The 23,392-nt window shown below is 65.2% G+C and carries 13 protein-coding genes and 1 riboswitch; of the genes, 11 read left to right on the top strand and 2 right to left on the bottom strand.

What is annotated here, in order from left to right; genetic code table 11:
• Window positions 1–23: 23 nt before the first annotated feature.
• The 3 genes from QE360_RS15415 to QE360_RS15405 all read left to right on the top strand — a co-directional run bounded on the left by QE360_RS15415 (window position 24) and on the right by QE360_RS15405 (window position 6,121).
• Entirely contained in the window at window positions 24–2,567 is a 2,544-nt protein-coding gene (locus QE360_RS15415) for a TonB-dependent receptor domain-containing protein (protein WP_309702916.1), read from the top strand.
• A gap of 117 nt (window positions 2,568–2,684) precedes the next feature.
• On the top strand, window positions 2,685–3,803 hold the full coding sequence (locus QE360_RS15410) for an esterase-like activity of phytase family protein (protein ID WP_309702915.1): 1,119 nt from the start codon (window positions 2,685–2,687) through the stop codon (window positions 3,801–3,803).
• Between the two features lie 119 nt (window positions 3,804–3,922).
• A complete protein-coding gene (locus QE360_RS15405; RefSeq protein WP_309702913.1) occupies window positions 3,923–6,121 on the top strand; it encodes a TonB-dependent receptor domain-containing protein in 2,199 nt (732 codons plus the stop codon).
• A gap of 89 nt (window positions 6,122–6,210) precedes the next feature.
• Here the strand turns inward: QE360_RS15405 and QE360_RS15400 are convergent, their stop codons facing one another.
• Both QE360_RS15400 and QE360_RS15395 read right to left on the bottom strand, forming a co-directional pair.
• On the bottom strand, window positions 6,211–9,138 hold the full coding sequence (locus QE360_RS15400; RefSeq protein WP_309702910.1) for a TonB-dependent receptor plug domain-containing protein: 2,928 nt from the start codon (window positions 9,136–9,138) through the stop codon (window positions 6,211–6,213).
• 557 nt (window positions 9,139–9,695) lie between these two features.
• Window positions 9,696–11,879: a catalase gene (locus QE360_RS15395; RefSeq protein ID WP_309702909.1), complete on the bottom strand. Its 2,184-nt coding sequence runs from the start codon at window positions 11,877–11,879 to the stop codon at window positions 9,696–9,698.
• Window positions 11,880–12,100: 221 nt separating this feature from the next.
• Between QE360_RS15395 and QE360_RS15390 the strand changes: the two genes are divergently transcribed.
• The 8 genes from QE360_RS15390 (at window position 12,101) to QE360_RS15355 (ending at window position 23,114) form a co-directional block, all read left to right on the top strand.
• Window positions 12,101–13,105 carry a glycosyltransferase gene (locus QE360_RS15390; RefSeq protein WP_309704197.1) on the top strand — a complete coding sequence of 335 codons (1,005 nt, stop codon included), beginning with the start codon at window positions 12,101–12,103 and terminating at the stop codon, window positions 13,103–13,105.
• Window positions 13,102–14,094 carry an acyl-CoA dehydrogenase gene (locus QE360_RS15385; protein ID WP_309702906.1) on the top strand — a complete coding sequence of 331 codons (993 nt, stop codon included), beginning with the start codon at window positions 13,102–13,104 and terminating at the stop codon, window positions 14,092–14,094. Before QE360_RS15390 ends, QE360_RS15385 begins: the two co-directional genes overlap by 4 nt.
• Window positions 14,091–14,744, top strand: coding sequence for a PIG-L family deacetylase (locus tag QE360_RS15380; RefSeq protein WP_309702904.1), 654 nt, complete (start codon window positions 14,091–14,093; stop codon window positions 14,742–14,744). Before QE360_RS15385 ends, QE360_RS15380 begins: the two co-directional genes overlap by 4 nt.
• Window positions 14,741–15,355 (top strand): class I SAM-dependent methyltransferase, encoded by a 615-nt coding sequence (locus QE360_RS15375; RefSeq protein WP_309702902.1) that lies wholly within the window; start codon window positions 14,741–14,743, stop codon window positions 15,353–15,355. Before QE360_RS15380 ends, QE360_RS15375 begins: the two co-directional genes overlap by 4 nt.
• Before the next feature lie 32 nt (window positions 15,356–15,387).
• Window positions 15,388–15,497, top strand: a riboswitch (TPP riboswitch).
• Window positions 15,498–15,528: 31 nt separating this feature from the next.
• Complete coding sequence (locus QE360_RS15370) at window positions 15,529–17,838, top strand: TonB-dependent receptor domain-containing protein (RefSeq protein ID WP_309702901.1); 2,310 nt, start codon at window positions 15,529–15,531, stop codon at window positions 17,836–17,838.
• Window positions 17,839–17,840: 2 nt separating this feature from the next.
• Window positions 17,841–18,995 carry a phosphotransferase gene (locus QE360_RS15365; protein WP_309702899.1) on the top strand — a complete coding sequence of 385 codons (1,155 nt, stop codon included), beginning with the start codon at window positions 17,841–17,843 and terminating at the stop codon, window positions 18,993–18,995.
• Entirely contained in the window at window positions 18,995–19,588 is a 594-nt protein-coding gene (gene pnuC / locus QE360_RS15360; RefSeq protein WP_309702897.1) for a nicotinamide riboside transporter PnuC, read from the top strand. Before QE360_RS15365 ends, pnuC begins: the two co-directional genes overlap by 1 nt.
• 211 nt (window positions 19,589–19,799) lie before the next feature.
• The gene (locus QE360_RS15355; protein WP_309702895.1) at window positions 19,800–23,114 is read left to right on the top strand and encodes a PAS domain S-box protein; all 3,315 of its coding nucleotides are present in this window, start codon (window positions 19,800–19,802) and stop codon (window positions 23,112–23,114) included.
• Window positions 23,115–23,392 lie beyond the last annotated feature (278 nt).

Here is a 23,392-nt window from a genome sequence, read left to right as displayed (position 1 = left end):
CCAAATCTCCCGTGGAGGAATATGTGATCAAGAACTGGACCGGCCTTGCCGGTATCGGTGGCGTGTGCCTGTGCGCCATGCTCCCGCAAATGGTGTTTGCCCAGACGGCGGGCACGATCGCCGCCGAAGACAAGGCGGAGCAGGATGTCGTCGTGGTGGGCGAACGCGCCCGCAAGCCGGTGGTGATGGACCTGCCCAATTCGCCCAAGGCGCGCGCGATCGTCACGCAGGACTATATCGAGCATACCGTCCCCGGTCAGTCGATCTTCAATGCGATCAACCTCGTGCCCGGCGTCAACTACAATGCGGGCGATCCCTATGGCGGCAATGGCGGCGGCATCCGCATCCGCGGCTTCGATGCCAGTCGCATCGCTTTCACCTTCGATGGCCTGCCGCTGAACGACGCGGGCAATTATGCGATCTATTCCAGCCAGCAGATCGATCCCGAGCTGGTGCAATCGGTCAACGTCAATTTCGGGTCGACCGACGTCGACTCGCCGACCGCGAGCGCGGCGGGCGGCACGGTCAATTATCGCACCATCCTCCCGACCGAGACGCTGAGCGCGACGGCGGTCTATTCGCATGGCGGCGGCAACATGAACCGCGTCTTCGGGTTGCTCAACACCGGCGACCTAACCGCCAGCGGCACCCGTGCCTGGTTCTCCGCCAGCAGCCAGAGCTATGACCTCTACCGCTATTCCAAGGTGCAAAAGGCCCAGTATAACGCCCGGATCTACCAGCCGCTGGGCGGCAAGGATTTCGTGTCGCTGGCGGGCTTCTTCTACCAGCATCGCAATTTCGGATATGGCACGCCGTCGCTCGCCAACCTCAACAGCGTGCTGGGCAATCCCTATGGATCGTCGTCGAACGGTCCGGTTCGCGTCGATCTGACGCGGGCACAGTTCGACAAGCTGTTCGCCGACCAGACCAACAACTATCTGAACAGCACCACCTGCGCGCTGCCCTCCCAAATGCAGGCCGCGAAGGGCACGGTGCAGGATGACCGGTCGAGCTGCACCAACACCCGTCAAACGGGTCTGAACCCCGTCGATACGGGCAACCTCCGCTTCAACAGCCTGCTCACCCTGTCCGATCGGCTGACCTTCTCGATGGATGGCGGCTATGCCTTTACCCGTGCCAATGGCGGCGGCTCGACCGTGTTCGCCGAGAGCGACGCCAATGCCGGGCAGAAGGGGGCCAATGGCAACCAATATGGTCGCGTGGGCGGCGGTGTCGCCCAGGGGCGCGACCTCAATGGCGATGGCGACATGCTCGACTATGTCCGCGCCTATTATCCGTCGAACACCCAGACCCATCGCCTGATCGCGATTGCCGGGCTTCGCTACGACATTGATCCGAGCAACCTGTTGCGCCTGGCCTATACCTGGGATCGGGCGCGGACGACGCAGACGGGCGAGGCAAGCTATCTGCGGTCGGATGGCACGCCGTGGCTGCCGTTCGGCACCAGCGATGCGAGTAATCCCCATGCCATGCTCGATGCGGTGGGCCATGTGCTCAACAAGCGCAACCGCCTGACCTATTCGATACTGCATCAGCTCTCGGGCGAATATCGCGGCAAGCCGTTCGACGATTCGCTGTCCTTCACCCTGGGCCTTCGCGCGGCGCTGTTCCGGCGCAACATGAACAATGCCTGCTACACCATTCCGGGCAGCGGCAGCGAAGCCTATTGCACGTCGCAGACGCAGGCGCAGGTCCAGGCGGACAGCCGGACCAAAGGTTTCGCGCCGCCCTATACGGGGCGGATCAAGGAGTATCGCGCGCTGCTGCCCAATATCGGCCTGACCTGGCAGATGACACCGGCGGTCAGTCTGTTCACCAGCTACACCAAGGGCTTTTCGGCACCCAGCACCGATGTCTATGCCTATGACGACAAGGTCATCCGGCTGGGCGGGGACGAGGTGAAGCCCGAACGCACCGATTCCTATGATCTGGGCCTTCGCTATACGATGGGCATCGCCCAGGCCCAGCTGGGCGGCTGGTACATCCGGTACGACAACCGCATCGTCAACGTGACTACGCCGGTCGAGGGCGGCGGCACGATCAGCGCCAGCCGCAATGTCGGCGGGATGGACAGCAAGGGTATCGATGCCTCGCTCTCGGTCAGCCCGGCGCGCTGGCTGTCCCTCTATGGCTTTGCCTCCTACATGACCGCCAAGCTGAAGGACGATGTCATCAACGCCGCCACGGGGCAGGTGGCGATCGCGACCAAGGGCAAGTCGCTGGTCGATACGCCGAACTGGCAATATGGCGGCCGTGCGCAGGTCAATCTGCCCTTCGGCGTGGTCGGGCTGTCGGCCAAGCATGTCGGCGACCGCTTCGTGACCGATGTCAACGACGTGAAGGTGGCGGGCTATACGTTGGTCGATCTCGACGCGCAGATCGGGATGGAGTGGATCGGCCTGAAGAAGACCTATTTGCAGTTCAACATCGTCAACCTTCTCGACAAGGCCTATTTCTCGAACCTAGGAACGGTGGCCAGCAAGGGCGGCTATTTCAACTTCGGGAATCCGCGCACGGTGATCGCCAGCGTGCATTTCGAGTTCTGACAGCGGATCGCGGCGGCTGAGCCGCTCGCCGCCGCGAAAGGACAAGGACGGGCCGGGCACGATGGAGGAACACCATCGCGCCCGGCCTTCGATTCCGAGACGAAGGCAAAGGTCATCATGCGCAAGGTAATGCGGAATATCGGGGCGATATTGGCGATCGGGCTGGGTGCCACGGCGTCCATGGCCGGAAAGGACGGGACCCCGACACTGGAACTGATCGGTGTGACCAGCATCCCCCATGGCACCCGCTTTCAGGGCCTGCCGATCGGCGGATTGTCGGGGCTCGACCGGCTGCCGGGCGGGGACTATCTCGCCATTTCGGACGACAAGGGGGATGGCCGGCCGCCGCGCTACTACCGGCTGGCGATCGCGCTCGACCCCGCCCATCACCGGATGCGCGTGCGGATAGAGGCGCAGCAGGTGCTGCGCGATGCCCAGGGCCTGCCATTCCCCACCGATCATCCGGTGGTCGATCCCGAGGCCATTCGCCACGCCGGTGGACATCATGTCTACTGGTCGTCGGAGGGGACGTGGAATGCCGACCCCGCGCGGCGGGTTCAGCCCGCCATCTATGAGGCCGATGCCACGGGACGCATCCTGCGCAGCTTCTCGCTGCCGCCCGCCTATCTCTATGCCGATAACCGAAGCCGGGGCGCGGCATCCAATGGGGTGATCGAGGGGCTGGCGGTCGGGCCGCGCGGGACGGTCTATGCGGTCAACGAGGTTCCCGCCTATGAAGACCTTGCCGTCGATGACGGACCCGGCCAGGCCACGCGGCACCGGTTGACCAGCTTCGACCCCAAGAGCGGCCGGCCGCTTCACCAATATGTCTATGACGTGCCCGACGGCCAGTATAGCGTTTCCGAGCTTCTGGCGATCGACGACCGGCATTTCCTATCGATCGAACGGGTCGTCCCTTTCGACTCCCGGACGGGCGTGAGGGCCAGGATCATAGTGTCCGGCATCACCGATCGCACGACCGACGTCCTGTCCTGCCCGGCGCTGCCGTCCTGCCCCGCCGTTCCGATGACCCGCACGGTGTTGCTCGACCTGCCGCAGCAATATCGGGGCGTGAAGATCGACAATCTGGAGGGGATGGCCTGGGGACCGAGGCTGCCGGATGGTCGGCGGACCCTGATCGTCGAGGCGGACGACAATTTCAACAAGGATCAGCTTTCGCAGTTCCTCGCCTTCGCATGGCGGGGCAGGCTGGTGACGCCGCGATCGGCGATGTAATATTATTTCCTAACGCTGCGAGTGGTTTGTGCGGAGTGTGAACCAGCTGTCATTTTGTTGATATTGACTCGCATTACCCTTGAATGGAGGGGCGCCCCCGGACTTATCACGAGGGCGGAATGACAGTCGCAAAATATTCGGCAAAGATGGTGATCGGCGCGCTTGCCTTGTCGGCAAGCGTCGCAGCCATGGCCAAAGGCAATCTCATGTCGGACGCGGCGCACCCCACCGCCGCCTCGCCACGCGTGAAGAAGGACGAAGGGGCGGATCGGTCGAGCACCGGCGACATCGTCGTCACCGCGTCGCGCCTCGACATGCTGGGCAAGGGGACCACCGCCAGCGAGGGGCGGATCACGGCCGACGAAGTGGCGCTGCGGCCCATCTATCGGCCCGGCCAGTTGCTGGAAACCGTCCCCGGCCTGGTGGTGACCGCGCATTCGGGCGAGGGCAAGGCATCGCAATATCTGTTGCGCGGTTTCAACCTCGATCATGGCACCGACTTCGCCAGCTTCCTGGATGGCATGCCGATCAATCGCCCGACCAATACCCATGGACAGGGCTATGCCGATCAGAATTTCATCATGCCGATGCTGATCGCGGGGATCGACTTCACCAAGGGACCGTATCACGCCGAGGTGGGCGATTTCGGCGCGGTCGGCTCGGCGCATATGCGGCTGGTCGACCATATCCCGACGACGCTGTCGCTTAGTGCCGGGACGCTGGGCGATTATGGCGTCTCCGGCGGGACGACGATCGCGCTGGCACCCGACCACCGCCTGCTGCTGGCGGGCGAATATGGCCATCTCGACGGCCCATGGACGCATCCCGACGATTTCGACAAGGTCAATCTCGCCGCCCGCTATAGCCAGGGAACGACCAATGACGGCACCAGCCTGACCGCGCTTTATTATGCCAGCAAGGGCAATCTGACCACCGACCAGCCTCGGCGCGCGGTCCGGCAAGGGTTGATCGACCCGTACGGCACGCTCGACCCGAGCGATGGGAGCCGCTCGCACCGTTTCAGTCTATCGGCCCGGTTCGCCAAGCCGATCGGCGACGCCGCGATCGACGCCAGTGCCTATTATATCCGGTCGGACATGATCCTGTGGAACGACTTCACCCATTATCTCGACGATCCGGTCAATGGCGACCAGGAAAAGCAATATGAGAACCGCGATACGGCGGGCGGCCGGATCGCCTATCGCCGCAGCGACGAATTTCTGGGTCGACCCAGCGTGACGACGATCGGGCTGCAGGCGCGCTATGACCGGGCCTATGTCGCGCGGCTCCACACGAAGGAACGCGTGCCGCTATCCTATTGCTCGGTCGAGGGGCCCAACGGGACGACGCAGGTGCCTGCGGCGGGCGGTATCTGCAATGCCGACGACGTGACGCTGCTCGATCTCGGCGGCTTTGTGGAGAACAGCACCGACTGGACGCCGTGGCTGCGCAGCACGATCGGGCTGCGCGAGGAATATTACGGCGCTACCGACACCAGCCGGACAACCCGCTTTTCGGGCCATGCGCATCAGATGCTCTTCCAGCCCAAGGGCAGCATCGCGATCCGCCCCTTCGACACCACCGAATTCTACATCAGCGCCGGACGCGGCTTCCACAGCGACGATGTGCGCGGCGTCTTCGGCACCGTGCCGCAGCAAGGGGTTCCCGGTTCGGCCGGCCGGACGCCGCTGCTGGCGCGGGCGGTCGGCTATGAATTCGGGTTGCGGACGAACGCGATCCGGCGGCTTGCGGTGCAGTTCGCGCTGTTCCGGCAGGATTTCGAATCCGAACTCGCCTATAATGCCGATGTCGGCCAGGACAGCGCCTCCGCGCCGAGCCGCCGCGTCGGGATCGAATTGTCGTCGCAATATCATCCGACGCGCTGGCTGGAGCTGAATGCCGACATCGCCTTCGCCAAGGCGCGGTATCGCGGGGATTTGAAGCCGTTCGGGCTGACCGGGCGCTTCATCGCCAACGCACCGCGCTCGACCCTGTCCTTCGGTGCGCTGGTCAAGGATCTGGGCCCCTGGTTCGGCGGCTTCCAGATCCGCAATCTCGGTCCCTATCCGCTGGTCGACGGTCCGCGCGAACCGCACGACCCCGGCTATACCGAGGCCAATCTCGATGTCGGATATCATCTCGGCGCGCGAACGACGGTCCAGCTCAGCATCTTCAACATGCTGAACACCCATGCCAACGCATCGGCCTACTACTACGCCACGCGCCTGCCGGGCGAACCGGACGACGGCGTCGAAGGCTATCAGTTCCACCCGCTGGAACCGCGATCGGCAAGGCTCAGGCTGACCGAAACCTTCTGATCGGGTGGTGCCCATGAAAATGCTCCCCGACGGCATCGCCATCGGGGAGCACTCCTTGTGACCAGGGTTTGACACCCCAGGATCGATTATCAGAACTTGGTCGTGACCGAGAACTGGATGTAGCGTCCGTAAATGTCATAGAAATTGACGGGCGAGTTCTGCCATCCGTTGATCGAATAGGTGTTGTTGCCGCCGCGAGCCGGAATGATCGGCGGATCCTTGTCCAGCACGTTGTTGATGATGACCCCCAGCGTCATCCGCTTGGCGATGTTCACGTTCGCCGCCAGATCGAAATAGCTGTAATCGGGGATGCGCGCGAAGGTGTTCTGCGTCGTACGGCGCAGCGTGCCGCTCTGGGTGCCGGAGATGAAGCGCCAGTTCGCCGAGATCTGGAAGAGCCCGTCCTGTCCGGTGAACGTCGTGCGCAGATTGTGGCGCCACTTCGGAATGGGGTTGCCGACGCCGTCGCCGAAGTAGCCGACGCTGCCCGACTGGTTTGAGACCGAGCGGGCGCTGTTCACCAGGCCACCGTTGAAGTCGGCGGCCAGGGTGCCGGTGCTGACCGGCAGGTCGTAATGCGCCTGGAAGTCATAACCGGTCGTGCCGATCCGGTTGGGGACGTTCAGGACGAGCGAGCTGACATAGCCGGAATTCGGGTTGTTGATGTTGCCATACAGCGTGCCGTTGCCGTTGCGGACGAACTGCTGACACGAGATCTTGTTGAGCTCGGTCGGATCGGTGGCGTAATTGACGCAGTTCGCGACCAGGGTGTCCTGATCCAGCCCGACGATCTGGTTCGTATAGCGAATCTCATAGTGATCCACCGAGAAGCTGAAGCGTGGCAGGAAACGCGGCGTCAGCACTAAACCATAGGTCAGCGTGTTCGCGGTCTGCGGCCCCAGCGCCGGATCGACCGCGCCGTTGCGATAGATACAACCGGCTTCGGGGCAGCGGATGGACGTGCTGCCATAGCTGGCGGGGTTGAACCCGGGTTGCAGCTGACACGCCGCGAGGCTGGCGAGCGGGGCACCGCCCGCAGCGGTCGACGCGCCGCAGATATCGACGAAGTTCAGGCTGCGGCTGAAGTTGATGTTCTGAGTCGCTTCGAAGACGCCAGGTGCGCGCGAGGCGAAATTGCGCGCGACGCGGAACCGGATATCCTGAACGGGCGCCCAAGTTCCCTCCAGCTTCCAGGTGCTGAAGAAGGGCCGCGACGAGGTGTCGTAGTTGGAAGCGCGATAGCCGCCGCTGAAGCCCAGCAGGTGGGTCCAGGACTTGTCCTGGATCAGCGGAAGCTGAAGTTCGGCGGCCAGTTCCTTGGCGGTTTGCGTACCGCGCGAGAAGGAGGACGGGTTCGGCGTACCCTGGATGATCGTGTTATAGTCGGCGCTGGTGAAGTTGTTCGCGATGTCACGACGCAACTCCGCCCCGAAGCTTACCTGAGCGCCATCGGTCGCCAAGGGCGAACGGATGCCATACTGGCCCAGGTCGCCGCTGATATTGGCCTGCACGTCGAAGAAATAGCCGACGTTACGCCGCGGACCGTTGGGCGCATATTGGAAGATATACTGATAGACCGCCGGATCGCTCGAATCCCCGCGGAAGATGTCGAGCGGCACGCAATTCGGATCGGTGCCGTTGACCTTGGACACGCAGGTCGGCACGCCGTTGACGCTGACGACGTTCAGCGCCTTGGCGATGTTGGCGCCCGAGGGTGCCCAGTTGCGGTTGATCGCGCTCTTGACCAGGCTCTTGGCCCATACGCCGCCGACATCGTAATGCCACGCGCCGCCGAAGTCGCCGCGAACGCCGAAGGTCGCACGGTTGTAGATCTGCTGATAATCGATCGTGCGGGTCGGATAGTTCTGGAATCGATAGCCGAAGTCGATCGGCACGGTCGCCGAGGTGCCGGCTGCCGCGCCGCACAGCACCTGCGCCTGCTGCGCCGACATCAGCGGATTGTTGCAGTTCAGCTGATAGCCGCCCGCGCCATTGGTCTGCTCGCCGATCGTGGCGGGCAGGTACGTCCCCTGGCTGGTGTTGCGGGTGAACATGTAGCTGCCGTAGAATTCAGCCCAGTCGGTCGCCTTGAACGACAGGAAGCCACCGGCATTGTAACGCTCGTTGGCGCGCAGCATCTGATAGCTGTCGTCCATGCGATTCTGACGGTCGGTGGTTGCGTCCTGGGTATTGCGATACGGCCGGAAGGTGCGGCTGCCGTCGCTGGCATTGATCTGGGCAACCCGATTGTTCAGGTTGTAGATATAGCCATAGCGCGAGTAGATCGAGGTGTCGCAGCTCAGCGCGCCGTCAATGCCAGCCTGCAACAGGTGGCAGGCCTGCGAAGAGCGCGAATTGTACGGCAGATTGTCGGTATGCCGATAGCTGAAATAGCCCGACAGCGACAGGCGGTCGTCGAACAGCCGCTTACCGGCGGCCACGTTGATCGTCGCGCGCCCGCCATCGTTGGTCCAGCCCAGCGGGGTCGGGAAGCCACGCGACCGTGCTGTCTGGGTGACGATGTTGTCGCGATTGAGATGGTTGAAGAAGCCGTAATTGGCGTCGATCTGGACCCCTTCGAAATCCTTCTTCAGGATGAAGTTGACCACACCGGTCAGGGCGTCGGGGCCATAGACGGCGGCGGCACCGCCGGTCAGCACGTCGACGCGCTGGATCAGGGCGGGGGGAATGGAGTTGACGTCGGCCGCCACCTGGCCGCCGAGGCGCTGACCGTCGAGCAGAATCAGCGCGGCATTGCCCGATCCGCCGATGTTGCGCAAATTGACGCGTGCGGTGCCGTTGCCTTCGTCATCCGCCTGCGGGGCGTAAGGCACGACCTGCGGCAGCCGGTTGAGAACATCCTCGATGTTGACCGCGCCGCTGAGCTTGATTTCCTGCGCCGAAACCGCCTGGACGGGCGCCGCCGATGCCAGGTTCGGGTTGACGATCCGCGAGCCCGTCACGATCACATCGTTGGGCGACGTCTCGGCACGATCCTCCCGATCGCCGGTATCCAAGCGGACATTCTCACGTTCCGCATTCTTGCGACTTTCGGACTTGGCAGCGTTGGCGTCAGTGGCCGGCGTCGTTTTTTCCGACTGCGCGGCAACAGGCGCGGCCCACATCATCGCGACACAACTGGTGGCCAACAAAAAACCGATATGTCTCATGTACTTCCCCCCATTTCAACAACTTCGCTGTCCCCTTTTTTCGACAGCGAAGCCGAATCTCATTCGATCGATGAGATGGGAATTTCAAACATGTTTCATCCTTGCGGGCAATATCAATATATGACTTTTCAATGAATGGTATTTAACAGGTTTTCTAAGCACTTCTGATAAAATGACATTTTTGTAACGTGCTGCGCTGTGTCGACCGTTATTGGTCTTTACGGTGCTTTTTGGAGACGTTTCCAGCCCGATACGCCCGACAGGGGGCGGCGAATCCAAGCGGTGCGGATCATGCTGGCTCTGACAGCGGCAAAGCCGTGACATTGAGCAACGATGTGCAGCTAGCACGGGCCCCGGCAGAGGTCGGCGGGAAGGACACTCGATCCTTCCCGCCGGGGATGGCCTCAGGCCGAGGGTTGTAGCGAAGCCGCATCAAGGTCGACCGCCAGTTCGCGAGGCCAGAAGCGCAGCGCACGGCACTGGTCGACAAAGCCCTTGGCGTCCTTCGGCTTGGCAAGCGCGACAAACCCTTCGTCCCGTTCCGTCACGCCCGCCGCATCGAACAGCGCGGTTGCGGCCGCACTGTGGCCGATGAACTTGCAGTGCGCGAAGGCGTCGGCGACGAAGTCCTTGGCCGTCGCATCCTTGGCGAGCATAGCGACGCCCGCCTCGGAGGGCAGCACCGCCACCGCGTCGTAAAGGACCGAGGGGCCTCCGTCGATCTTCTGCTTGGCGGCGACCTTGGTGCCGTCGTCCAGCGTCACGCCGCCGATCTTGGGCGCCACGACTTCCCAGAGCGCCCCTTCGGCCTCGAGCGCGTTCGTCACCGCCGCGAACAGCGCCGCGCTGCTGCCGTCGGTCAGCAGGATGCCCATCTTGCGCCCCTTGAAGTCCTGGGGGTTGTTGGCGAGGATGCTCAGCTTGGGCGAGGAAGGCAGGTCGAGCGTCGGTTTCGCCGCCTTTGCGGGCTCCGGCAGGTCCAGGCCGAGCCCATCGGCGACCGTTGCCGCAAGCCCTTCGTCGATCAGCCGGAGGTGGGAGACGGCACGCGCCCGGATATCGACCCGTTCGACCTTCGACAGCTCGAAAACCAGCGCGTCGCCGATATGCTTTTGTTCGATCGGCTGCTGGCTGACGAAGAACTGCCGGGCCTGGCTGTAATGGTCGGCGAAGGTCTCGGCGCGGATGCGCTGCTTGGTGCCCTGCACCTCGGCCGGGAAGCTGCGATAGCCGATCGTCGGATTTTCGCGCGGACCGCCATCGGGGCCCCAGCTGTTTGGCTCGTAATTGGCGCGCCCCTTGGGGTTGCGCATCGCCATATGGCCGTCCTGCTGGAAATTCATCACCGGGCAGCGCGGAGCATTGACCGGGATATGGGTGAAGTTCGGCCCGCCCAGCCGCTTCAGCTGCGTATCCAGATAGGAGAAGTTGCGGCCGTGCAGCAGCGGGTCATCGGAGAAGTCGATGCCGGGCACGACATTCTGTGTGCAGAAGGCGACCTGTTCGGTATTGGCGAAGAAATTGTCGACATTGCGGTTGAGCGTCAACGTCCCGATGATGCGGACGGGGATGTCCTCCTCGGGGATCAGCTTGGTCGAATCGAGATGGTCGAAGGGCAGGCGGTCGGCCGTTTCCTGGTCGAACAGCTGGACGCCCAGATCCCATTGCGGAAAGTCGCCCGCCTCGATCGCCTGCCACAGGTCGCGGCGATGGAAGTCGGGATCGGCGCCGTTGATCTTGACCGCCTCGTTCCACAGCACCGATTGCAGCCCCTGGCGCGGCTTCCAGTGGAATTTGACGAAGGTCGACTTGCCCTCGGCATTGACCAGCCGGAAGCTGTGGACGCCAAAGCCCTCCATCGTGCGGAACGAGCGTGGGATCGTCCGGTCGGACATCTGCCACATCACCATGTGCCACGCCTCGGGGCTCAGGCTGGCGAAGTCCCAGTAATTGTCATGCGCGGACTGGGCCTGCGGAAAGGCGCGGTCGGGCTCCTGCTTGACGGCGTGGACGAGGTCGGGAAACTTGATCGGGTCCTGGATGAAGAAGACCGGGATATTGTTGCCGACAATGTCCCAGTTGCCCTGCTTCGTATAGAATTTGACGGCAAAGCCCCGGACGTCGCGCGCCAGGTCCATCGAGCCCTTGTTGCCCGCGACGGTCGAGAAGCGGACGAAGACTTCGGTCTGCTGGCCCACCTCGCTTAGTATGTCGGCGCGGGTATATTCGGCGAGGCTGTCGGTCAGCTCGAAGACGCCGTGCGCGCCATATCCACGGGCATGGACCACTCGCTCGGGAATGCGTTCATGGTCGAAGTGGAAGATCTTCTCGCGCAGGATGAAGTCTTCGAGCAGCGTCGGCCCGCGCTCCCCGGCGCGCAGGCTGTTCTGGTTGTCGGAGACGGGAACGCCCTGCTGCGTGGTCAGCGTCCGGGCCGTGTCGTCGGTGGCCTGATGCGTCTCTCCGCCATGACCCTGGGGCTCGGCATAATGGGTCGGCATATCCGCCCCGGCGGGAAGGGAGGGCGCTTGGGCGGGCGATACGCCCTTGGCCTTGCCGCTGCCCTGCTTGCTTTTCGAACTGGCCATGATGGTGTCTTTCATCGTTGAGGGGACGTGCCCGTCCAACGCGCGGGTCGCCCAATCGCCCTCCAAATAAATGCTTGATATTCATTAAGGTGATTCCTGCCGCCTTTGGATAAACCCATGGTAGTGATCGGGATCAGCCCTTCGCTCCCGGCCGTGCGGGGCTTCGGTGGGTTTCGGCGGCGGGAGGGAGAAGGCTTCTGTTCGAAGACGCGCCCGTGGTGATGTGCATCCCCGCCCGAAATGAAGAGGCGATGCTGCCCGCGCTGTTCGCCGCGCTTGCCGCGCTGCGCGTCGATGGGGCGAGCGTGGAGGCATGCCTGTACCTCGATGACTGCCGGGATGGCAGTGTCGCGCTGGTCGATAGTCTTGGCCCGACCATGCCGTTTCGGCTGCATGTCGCCCGGGGCGGGCGCGATGCTCCGCCTAGTGCCGGGACCGCCCGGCGCGCGGCGCTGGCGATGGGGCTGTCCGTCCTGGCCGGGCGCGAGGGCCTGCTCTTCACGACGGATGCCGACAGTACGCCGCAGTCCGACTGGATCGCGGCGGGTCGTCGGGGGCTGAGCCAGGCGGAGGTCGTCGCCGGGCGGATCCAGCGGGTCGATGCCGCATCCGATCCGCAGCAAAGCCGTATCGAGCATTATTATGACCGATTGCACCGATATCGCCGGGCCATCGACCCGGTGCCATGGGAGGCGCGGGACACGCATCATTTCGGCGGCGGGGCCAATATCGCGATACGCGCCTCCGCCTATCGCGCGCTGGGCGGGTTCCTGCCGATCCCGTCGGGAGAGGACGCCCGCTTGCTCGACGATGCCGCGCGCGCCGGGCTGCGCGTCCGTCGGGACGCGGCGATGATCGTGGAGACCTCGTCCCGCCGACAGGGTCGTATCGGCGGCGGGCTTGCCGGCCAATTGCTGGCGCTGGATCAGGGCGAGCCGCCGCGCATGGCCGATCCGCGCGGGGCGGCCTGGCAATGGCGCGCCCAGGCGGCCGCGCGGCAAAGCTTCGCCATGATCGACCGGGTCGACCGGCGCATCGCGCTCGGCGAGCGGCTGGGCCTTTCGGCGGACCATGTCCTGGGCGTCGCGCGCGATTGCCCCAATGCGGAGGCGTTCGCGATGCGGATCGTCCCGGCACCGGCCGTTCATTCCGGCCAAGTGTCGCTGTCGGACGCCGAAGATCTTCTTACGGAACTGGAGAGCCGATGGTGCGAGATTGCGGCATGACCGCCATGGCCGACGAAATGCGAAACGCGATTGCCGCTATGGGCTGGGCCGAGCATCCCCCGGGTGATCCCCTAACGGTCGAGGACCATGTCGCGCTGCTGGCCCGGCTCTATGACATCGGCCGGCGCGATCTGCCGCTCGGACGGTTGGTCGAGGGCCATGTCGATGCGGTGCAGATCGTGCGCCGCTACGGATCGGCGGCGCAGGTGGAACGGCTCAGCGGGTTACTGGCGCAGGGGGCGACATTGGGCGTCTGGAATGCCGGACTGGCGGGCGAGCCCCTGCGGCTGGACGGCGAGCGGTTGACCGGGGGCAAGAGCCATGCCTCGGGCGCCGGGGTGCTGAGCCACGCGCTGGTCACGGCGGACACGATCGAGGGGGTGCAACTGCTGCTGCTCGATCTGGCGCGGGTCGCGCCGGTGATCGACCGCGACTGGTGGCGGGTGACGGGCATGCAGCGGTCCGAAACGCATCTGGTCCGCTGGCGGGACGGCGTCATCGCGCAGGACGACCGGATCGGCGCGCCGAACCTCTATGCGCGCGAGCCCTTTTTCAGCGGCGGGGCGCTGCGGTTCGCGGCGGTCCATGCCGGGGGCGTGGCCGGGCTGTGCGACCTGACTCGCCGCCATCTGGTCGAGGCGGGGCGCGCCGACGATCCGTTCCAGTCGGCCCGGCTCGCGCGGTTGTTCGCGCTGGCGGAGGTGGCGGCGGCCATCGTGCGGCGCACGGCGCGATGCTGGTTCGGGGAGGAGGTCGAAGAGGCGCGGCTGGCGCGGGTCGCGGCTGCGCGCATGGCGGTGGCGGACGCGGCCGAGCAGGCGATCGTGATCGCTCGGGAGGCGGTGGGGCTGGCGGGGCAGTTCCTCACCCATCCGCTCTCCGCGATGCTGGCCGATCTGGCGGTCTATCTGCGCCAGCCCATGCCCGACGCCCAACGCCTTCGGGTCGGGCAGGCGGTGGCGCAGGGGTTGCTGGAGCTGTCGCTGTGAGGCTGGACCTCAACGACGTCCGCAGGGCCGTCATCGTCGCGCCGCATCCCGATGACGAGATCATCGGGGTGGCGGGGCTGATCCAGGCGCTGCGGCGGCGGGGGAGCGGGGTTTGGGTCGTCGTGGTCAGCGACGGCGCCGCCTCGCATCCCGGCAGCCAGACATGGCCCGCCGTGCGTCTGATCGCCGCGCGCGAGCGGGAAAGCCGCCATGCGCTGCGCCGTCTGGGCGTCCGGAGCGACCGGGTGACGTTCCTCGGTCTGCCCGATGGTGGATTGATGGCGGAGGGCGATCCTTGCCGCGAGCGGCTGCACCGGGCGCTCCGGAAACATCGGGGCATGGACCTGCTGGTCGGGCCCGCCGCCACGGATGCCCATCCCGATCACCGGGCGGTCGCGACCGCGCTTGGCCGTTTTCGCTTTGGCGGGCGGCGTCTGACCTATCAGGTCTGGCCGCCGCAAAAGCGGCTGGCGGCGCGGAGCCGGACCGTCCCGATCCCCGGCGGCGCGGCGGCGAAGCGCGCGCTGATCCGGGTGCATCGGACCCAGTTGGGCGCGATCACCGATGATCCCCAGGGCTTTTCGATCGCACGCCATGAACTCGCGACCTTTTCCCACCCGGTCGAGCGTTTCCTGCCGGTGAGGCGATGAAGGCGATCGACCTTGGCGGCTTTGCCGAGAAGTTCGCGGCGGACGACGACCCCTGGCGGACCTTCTCCAACCGGGACGAGGCGGTGAAGCGCCGGGCGATCCTGCATGCGCTGGGCCAGGGGCCATGGGGCAGGGTCCTGGAACTGGGCAGCGGCAATGGGTCGAACAGCCGCGCCATCGCGCGCCGCGCGCTTCGGCTCGACGCGACCGAGGGTACGGTCAAGGGCACCCGCCTGACGGCGCGGGCGATCGCTGCCTGGCCGCGAGCACGGGCAATACCGCTGGTCTTGCCCGCGCGGTTTCCGCGACGGGACTATGATGCGATCGTCATCGCCGAGCTGCTCTATTATCTTTCGCCCATCGCGATGCGGCATGTCGCGCATGGTGTCGCTGCGGCCTTGCGCCCCGGCGGGCGGCTGGTCCTCGCGCATCATCGCATCGACTATTACGACTTCGCGCAGCACGCCGCCGACATCCAGGAACGCTTCCTGCGGATGACCGGCATGACCTGGCAGGTCGAGACCATGCGCCGCCGGGCGCGCTGGCATGTCCTCGTCGCGCGGCGGTGCGACGCGGGGGCCCGGACGGGTCTTTCCTTCCGCCATCGATAATCATTTGCTTACGGGCCGTAAGCGCCTAGACGACGCCATCCCCGGGGAACCGCTGATGCGCGGTCGAGAGATGGGCAGCAGCCCATGACCCGCCGAACCTGATCCGGCTGATACCGGCGTAGGGAGGGTGGCGGTTCCTTCGTCGTCCTTCCGTGTGAAGTGGACGAGAGACGATGGCTGTTGAGATTTCGCGCGATCGCAAGACGATCCGATATGGTGCCCTGCTGCTGTCCGCCGCGTGGCTGGCGCCGCCCGGCGCGGCATCGGCGCAGCGAGCGACCGACGCGCCCGCCGATATTCGCGTGATCGGCCACCGCGATCCCGAGGGGCTGCTGCCCGACCAGACCGAACCCAAGGCGGTCAGCGAGATTTCCTCGGACTTCATCGTCAAGCAGGCCCCGACGCTGAACGCCTTTCAGCTGGTGAGCCTGCTGCCCGGCGCCAATGTCGCGTCCAGCGATCCCTATGGCCTGTCGACCAGTTCCAGCCTGACGCTGCGCGGTCTGGGGCAGGATGAGATCGGCGTGCTGATGGAGGGCGCGCCGCAGAACGACATCGGCTATTACTACGCCTATCCGTCGCAATTCGCCGATGCGGAGAATGTGCGGGCGATCCGGCTGGCCCAGGGGGCGGTCGATCTCGCCTCGCCGACCGTGGGCGGCACGGGCGGTCTGTTGTCGCTGTCGCTCGACGATCCCAAGGCGGCGCGCGGAATGCTCGCCGATCTGTCACTGGGGTCGTACAACATGCACCGGGCCTTTGTCCGGGTCGATACCGGGACGATCGGAAATACCGGGCTGAAGGCGTTCCTGTCCTATTCCAACACCCGCGCGGACAATTGGCGCGGCGCGGGCTATGATCTGCGCCAGCATGTCGATGCCAAGCTGCTGGGCGAATGGGGAAACGGGAACCGTGTCAGCCTGGCCCTGTCGTACAATGACGCCAATTCCTCCAGCTATGCCAGCCCAACCCTGGCCGATTGGCGCGCGCGGGGGCGGGGCTTCAACTATGATGCCGAGTATGTGCCGGGGGAAACCCGTTACTGGGAGCTGTACCGGGCGCCCTTCCGCAATCTCTATGCCTCGGCCCCCGTGCATCTGGTTCTGGGCGATCGGCTGACGCTGGACGCCACGACCTATCTCCAGTTCGGCTATGGCAATTCGCCCTATGGCACCCAGCTTGCGACCACCGGCAATTTCCTGGGCAGCGAAGAACTGGCGCAGCCGATCGCGCTACCCGGCGCGGCGAATGGGGTCGCGACGGTGCTGGGCAATTATACCGGCGATCAGATGCGGACCGGCCAGGTCGCCAGCCTGACGCTGCGCGCGGGCATGCACCGGCTGACCGCAGGCCTGTGGTTCGACTATGGCACCGACCGCGTCACCCAGACCTATACCGCCGTTGGCACCGACGGACGCCCGGCCGACCGCTGGGGCTATCGCAGCAAGGCGATCCGCACCGCCGATGGCCGCCTGCTCGCCTATGAGAACCAGCGCACCGTCACCGTGACGAAGAGCGTCTTCGTGGCCGACAGCATCGCGCTGAGCCCCAGGCTGACGGTCGATATCGGCTTCAAGGGCGTCAACCTGCTCCGCAACGGCCGCAATTACCTGCCCGGACCGCAGACCCGCGTGCGAAGCGACAGCTTCGCCGCCCTGCCGCGCGCCGCCGTCCATTATGATCTCGACGATCGACAGCAGGTCTTTGCCAACGTCACGACCAATTTCCGGACGCCCAACGAATTCACGCTGTACGACAGCTATGACGGCGGCGTGGTCTCGACGCGCGGCACGGACGCGTTGAAGAACGAATATTCGGTGTCGCAGGAAATCGGCTATCGCTATATCGGGCCCAGCCTTTCCGCCTCGGTGACCGGCTTCCACTACAAATTCCGCAACCGCCAGCTGGCGACCGTGGTCGACAATGGCGGGGCGCTGGTCAATTCGACGCTGAACGCGGGCGGACAGACGTCCTATGGCGTCGATGCCGAGATCGATTACCGTCCCGCCAGGGGCGTCAGCGTCTATGTCTCGGGCGAATATCTGCGCGCGCGGATCGATGACGATCTGCCGGTCGGCGGAGACTATCTGCCGACGCAGGGCAAGCGAGCGGTATCCAGCCCGACGCTCCAGTTCGGCGCCGGTGGCACCTATGACGATGGGCATCTGTTCGGCAGTATCGCGGGCAAATATGTCGGTCGCCAATATGCGACGTTCATGAACGACGAGAGCATCCCGGGGTATGCCACGCTAGACCTGGCGATCGGCGTCCATCTGGCCGATTGGCTCGACGGCAAGCGGACCGACCTGCGGGTCAATGCGATCAACGTCACCGATCCGCATGTCCTGGCGGGGGTTCAGTCCGTCACGACCAACGCACGCGATGTCGTCGGGCGCGGCGGCACGATCATCATGGGCAATGCGCCGTCCTACTATATCGGCGGCGGATCGGCGGTCGTCGCGACGATTTCGCGCGGGTTCTGAGCATGGCCATCCCGGACGAGGCGGGTGCCGGTCACCGCGTCCATGGCATGGGGCTGGCGATGGAGGCACCCACCTGGCCCGCGATCACGCCCGAGGAGGCGGCGGCCGTGCTGGCGCATTATCCGCAGGCCGCCCGGATCGAGGCTCTGCGCTGGCACTCGCCGCGTCCCTTTTCCGCCGCGACGTTGATCGACACGACGGAGGGCACGCTGCTCGTCAAGCGGCATGATCGCCGGGTGCGCACGGCCGCCGGACTGGCGGAAGAGCATGGCTTCATCGCGCATCTCGCCGCTGGGGGCGCGCCGGTGCCAGAGATATGGCGCACGGGGCAGGGGGAAAGCGCGGTCGCGCTGGGCGAGGCGACCTATGAGGTCCATCGCCGGGCGCCGGGCGAGGATCTGTATCGCGACCGGCTGTCCTGGACGCCATTCCAATCGCTCGCGCATGCCCATGCCGCCGGGGTTTCGCTGGCGAGGCTGCACCGCGCGTCGCTCGGCTATGATGCGCCGCCGCGTGCCGTGCAGCCCCTGGTCGCCAGCTTCAGCATCCTGTCGGCGGCCGATCCGATGGCGGCGGCCGAAGCCTATGTCGCCGCGCGTCCGGCGCTGGGCTCGTTTCTCGCCGGGCTCGCCTGGCGCCGCCGGCTGTCGTCGCTGTTCGCCGCTTGGGGCGAGGGGCTGGCGGGACATATCGCGGGCCAGCCGCCCCTGTGGACCCATAATGACTGGCATCCCTCCAACCTGTTATGGGCGGCGGACGATACGGTCCGGACCGTGTTAGACTTCGGGCTGGCCGATCGCAGCTGTGCCGCGCATGATCTGGCGATCGCGATCGAACGGACCGCCTTTGCGTGGCTGGAACTGGGGGAGGGGCGCGATGACGCCATCGCCGACCCCGCATCGGCATTGTCGCTGATTGCGGGCTATGAGGCGATGTCCCCCATCGACCCCGCCATGATGGAAAGCGTCATGGCCCTGTTGCCGCTGGTCCATGTCGAGTTCGCCCTGTCGGAGATCGATTATTTCGCCGGGGTCGTGGGCGACCAAGACGCCGCCATGCTGGCCTGGAAGGGGTATCTGCTGGGTCATGCCGACTGGTTCGGATCGGCGGCGGGGCGCAATTTCCTTGCGGAGCTTCGGGCGGGGCGGAAATTGTGATGTCGACGCTCGAGATGGCGGCGGTGGCGATCAGTTTCCTGGCGATCTGGCTGACCGCGCGGCGGAGCCTGTTCTGCTGGCCGCTCAACCTCCTTGCCTGCACGCTGTATTTCAAGCTGTTCCTCGACGTGCGGCTCTATGCCGACATGGCGTTGCAGGCGGTGTTCGGGGTGGGCATCCTCTATGGCTGGATCGTCTGGAGCCGCGAGCGCCGCGATACGGGCGCGGTCGTGGTGATGCCGCTGTCGCGTCCCAAGGCGCTGGCGGGGCTGGCGCTGGGCGCGTTCGGCGCGGTGGCGATCGGCTGGTTCACCAGCCGTCATACCGATGCGGCGCTGCCCTGGATGGACGCCACGCTCAGCGCCTTCAGCCTGGTCGCCCAATATTGGACGGCGCGGCGTCACCGGGAGAATTGGCTGCTCTGGATCGTGGTCGATGTCGTCTATGTGGGCATGTTTCTCTACAAGGGATTGCTGCCCACCGCTGGCCTTTATGCCGTGATGATCGGGCTGGCGGTGATCGGCTACCGGGATTGGCGGCGCCCCTCGGCGGCCTCGGAAGGGGAGCGTCCCGCCCTGCCGCCGACCGCCTGATGAAGAAAAAAAGCGCAGCAGTCAGATTTCGATTGAGCGGGGTCGATATTTGAGCGTTAGGTTCTCCTATGCGGCATGGAAGTGGATGTGCTCGATGGTTCAACGCTGGCGGTGCCATGCGGGGGAGGCCTATGGTCCCTTCGGCGCTCCGGTCGCACCCGCGATCCGACACCGGCCGCCTTGCCGTTAACACTGACGAACCGACCGCCGCATGACGGGCCCCAAGGTCGCGCCGCCCTGGAGCGAGGAAGCCCGTGTCGCGGCGCTGCATCGCTATGCGATATTGGATACGGCGCGTGAGGTGGAGTTTGACGATATCGTTCGGCTCGCCGCCGATATCTTCGATGCGCCGATCGCGGTCGTCAATCTGATCGCGGCGGATCGCCAGTGGTTCAAGGCGGAGGTCGGCATCGGCGCTGACGAACTCCCGCTCGAAGTGTCGCTCTGTGCCCATGCGATCCTGCAACCGGGCATCTTCGTCGTGCCGGATACCACGACGGATGAACGGTTCGCCTGCAACCCGCTGGTGGTGGGAAGGCCGGGTCTGCGTTTCTATGCCGGGGCCCTGCTGGAAACCCCGGACGGGCTGCCGATCGGTACTGTGTGCGTGCTCGACACCAAGCCCAGGCCCGAGGGCATCACCGAGCGTCAGCGCCTCACGCTCGAGGTGCTCGCGCGGCAGGTCATGACCCAGCTGGAGCTGCGCCACGAGATCACGCTTCGCGACGAGCGGGCGGAGCGGCTGGAGGCCGAGATCCTTAGGCGGCGCGCGGCCGACCATGCGCACCGCGAGAGCGAACGGCGGCTGAACGCGGTGCTCGACAATACCCGCATGGCGGTGTTCCTGATGGATGACCATCAACACTGCGTCTATGCCAATGCGGCGGCCGAGGCTCTGACCGGCTATGCGCTCGCCGAGATGCAGGGGCGGCCGCTCCACGACGTCGTCCATCACACCCATCCCGACGGATCGCATTATCCGCTGGAGGAGTGTCCGATCGACCGGGCCTTCCCGGAACGCGCGCAGATGAGCGGCGAGGAAGTGTTCGTCCGCCCGGACGGCAGCTTCTATCCGGTGGCCTTCACCGCCAGTCCGCTGCTCGGCGATGACGGCCAGCCCATCGGCACGGTGATCGAGGCACGCGACATCACCGCCGAGCGCGCCAGGGATGCGGCGCTGCGCGAGTCGGAGGAGCGGTTCCGCAACATGGCGGATCACGCCCCGGTCATGATGTGGGTGACCGACCTGGACGGACGCTGCACCTATCTGAACCGTGCATGGTATGCCTTTACCGGCCAGGACGACCGGGTGGCCGAGGATTTCGGCTGGCTGGAGGCGGTGCATCCCGACGATCGCGACTGGTCCACCAATGTCTTCCTGGCCGCCAATGCCAGGCAGGAAGCCTTCCGGCTGGAATACCGTCTGCGTCATCGTGACGGGACCTATCGCTGGGCGATCGACGCCGCATCGCCGCGCTTCGGCACCGATGGCCTGTTCCTGGGCTATATCGGCTCGGTCATCGACATCCATGAGCGTCGCGAGGCCGAGAATGCGCTGCGTATCAGCGAGGAACGCTATCGGACGCTGTTCGAGGCGATCGATGCGGGCTTCTGCATCGTAGAGGTCGATTTCGAGGGCGATCGCGCGCTGGACTATCGCTTTGTCGAGGCCAATCCGGCCTTTGAGCGGCAGACGGGGCTGGTCGACGCGGTCGGTCGCACCGCTCGCGAGCTGGTGCCGGGCCTCGAACAAATCTGGTTCGACCGCTATGGCCATGTCGCGCGGACCGGCGAGGCGATCCGTTTCGAGAACGGCTCCGACGTGATGGGCCGGTGGTTCGACGTCTATGCCCTGCGGGTCGGGACGCCCGAGGCGCGCCGCGTCGCCATTCTGTTCAACGACATCAGCGCCCGTCGCCGCGCCGAACTTCAGCTGCGCGAAATGAACGACACGCTGGAGCGTCGGGTGGAGGAGGCCGTCGCGGAGCGCAAGCTCTGGGCCGATGTCATAGAGAATACCGACGCACTGATCGCCGTGGTGTCGCCGGACTTCCGCTTCCTGGCGTTGAACTCGGCCTATGTGGTCGAGTTTGAGCGCATCTATGGGGTATGCCCGCATGTGGGCGACGCGCTCCCCGACCTGATGGAGCGTGTTCCGGCGCATCGCGAGGCGGTGCTCGGCATCTGGCAGCGCGCGCTGGACGGCGAGGAGTTCATGGTCGTCGAGGCGTTCGGCGATCCCGATCGGATGCGCCCATATTATGAACTGCGCTTCAACGCCTTGCATGACCGCGATGGCGCTTTCGTCGGTGCGTTCCAATATGCGGTAGATGTGTCCGCCCGGCTGCGCGACCAGGCGCGTCTGGCCCAGGCCGAGGAACAGCTGCGTCAGGCGCAGAAGATGGAAGCGGTCGGCCAGCTGACCGGCGGCATCGCGCACGACTTCAACAACCTGCTGGCCGGGATCAGCGGCAGCCTGGAGGTAATCGAGCGCAGGCTTTCGGCGGGGCGGACCGACGGGATCGACCGGTTCATCAATGGCGCCCAGACCTCGGCACAGCGGGCGGCGGCGCTGACCCAGCGGCTTTTGGCCTTTTCGCGCCGCCAGACGCTCGACCCCAAGCCGATCGATGTCAACCGGCTGGTCTTCGGCATGGAGGACCTGATCCGCCGCACGGTCGGCCCGTCGATCAAGGTCGAGGTGGTCGGCGCCGGCGGGCTATGGGTCGCGAAGGTCGATGCCGCGCAGCTCGAAAGCGCGCTGCTCAATCTGGCGATCAACGCACGCGATGCGATGCCCGGCGGCGGGCGGCTGACGATCGAGACGGCCAACAAGTGGCTGGATGATCGCGGCGCGCGCGAACGCGACCTGGCGCCGGGGCAATATCTGTCGATCTGCGTCACCGACAGCGGCACCGGCATCCCCAAGGACATTGTCGACCGCATCTTCGATCCGTTCTTCACCACCAAGCCGATCGGGCAGGGGACGGGTCTGGGCCTGTCGATGATCCATGGCTTCGTGCGCCAGTCGGGCGGGCAGGTCCGGGTCTATACCGAGGAAGGGCATGGGACGACCATGTGCCTCTACCTCCCGCGCTTCATGGGCGAGGTCGGTCAGGAGGACGGACCCGACGAAGCGATCCCGGACGATGGCGCCGGGCGGACGGTGCTGGTGATCGATGACGAAGAGACGGTCAGGATGCTGATCGTCGAGGTTCTGAAGGATGCGGGCTATACCGCGATCGAGGCGGACGACGGGCCGTCCGGCTTGCGCATCCTCCAGTCGGATATCGACATCGATCTGTTGATTACCGATGTCGGCCTGCCCGGCGGGATGAACGGCCGCCAGGTGGCTGATGCGGCCCGCGAAGGGCGCCCGGACCTCAAGATCCTGTTCTTGACGGGCTTTGCGGAAAATGCCGCAGTCGGGAACGGCCATCTGGCGCCCGGCATGGAGGTGGTCACCAAGCCGTTCGTCATGACCGAGCTGGGGAACAAGATCGCGGAGATGCTTGAACCGCGATAGGCCGGGAGCGCTGTGATCGGGACAGGTCGGGACCGGCATGGAAGTCCTGTGCAACGCTATGATGAACAACGGATAATTCCCGCCGGCGCTCGCGTGCGTGGATAGCCCTATCGGCATGACAAGCCAGTTCGGCATGTCGATCGCACGCCAGTCCCCCAAGCCGTGACAGCTTCGGAAACATTGCATGTATCGTTAACCAGATATTTCTATGGTGCTTCCCGTCGAGTGCCATGATTTCAACTTGTTGCATTCCGTAACTACAGGTCCATCATTTTTAA

Origin of the sequence: Sphingomonas sp. SORGH_AS_0789 (genome assembly GCF_031453055.1) — a bacterium.
Classification (GTDB): Bacteria; Pseudomonadota; Alphaproteobacteria; order Sphingomonadales; family Sphingomonadaceae; genus Sphingomonas.
The sequence above is the reverse complement of the archived record's forward strand: the minus strand, read 5'-3'. Positions and strand labels throughout refer to the sequence as shown.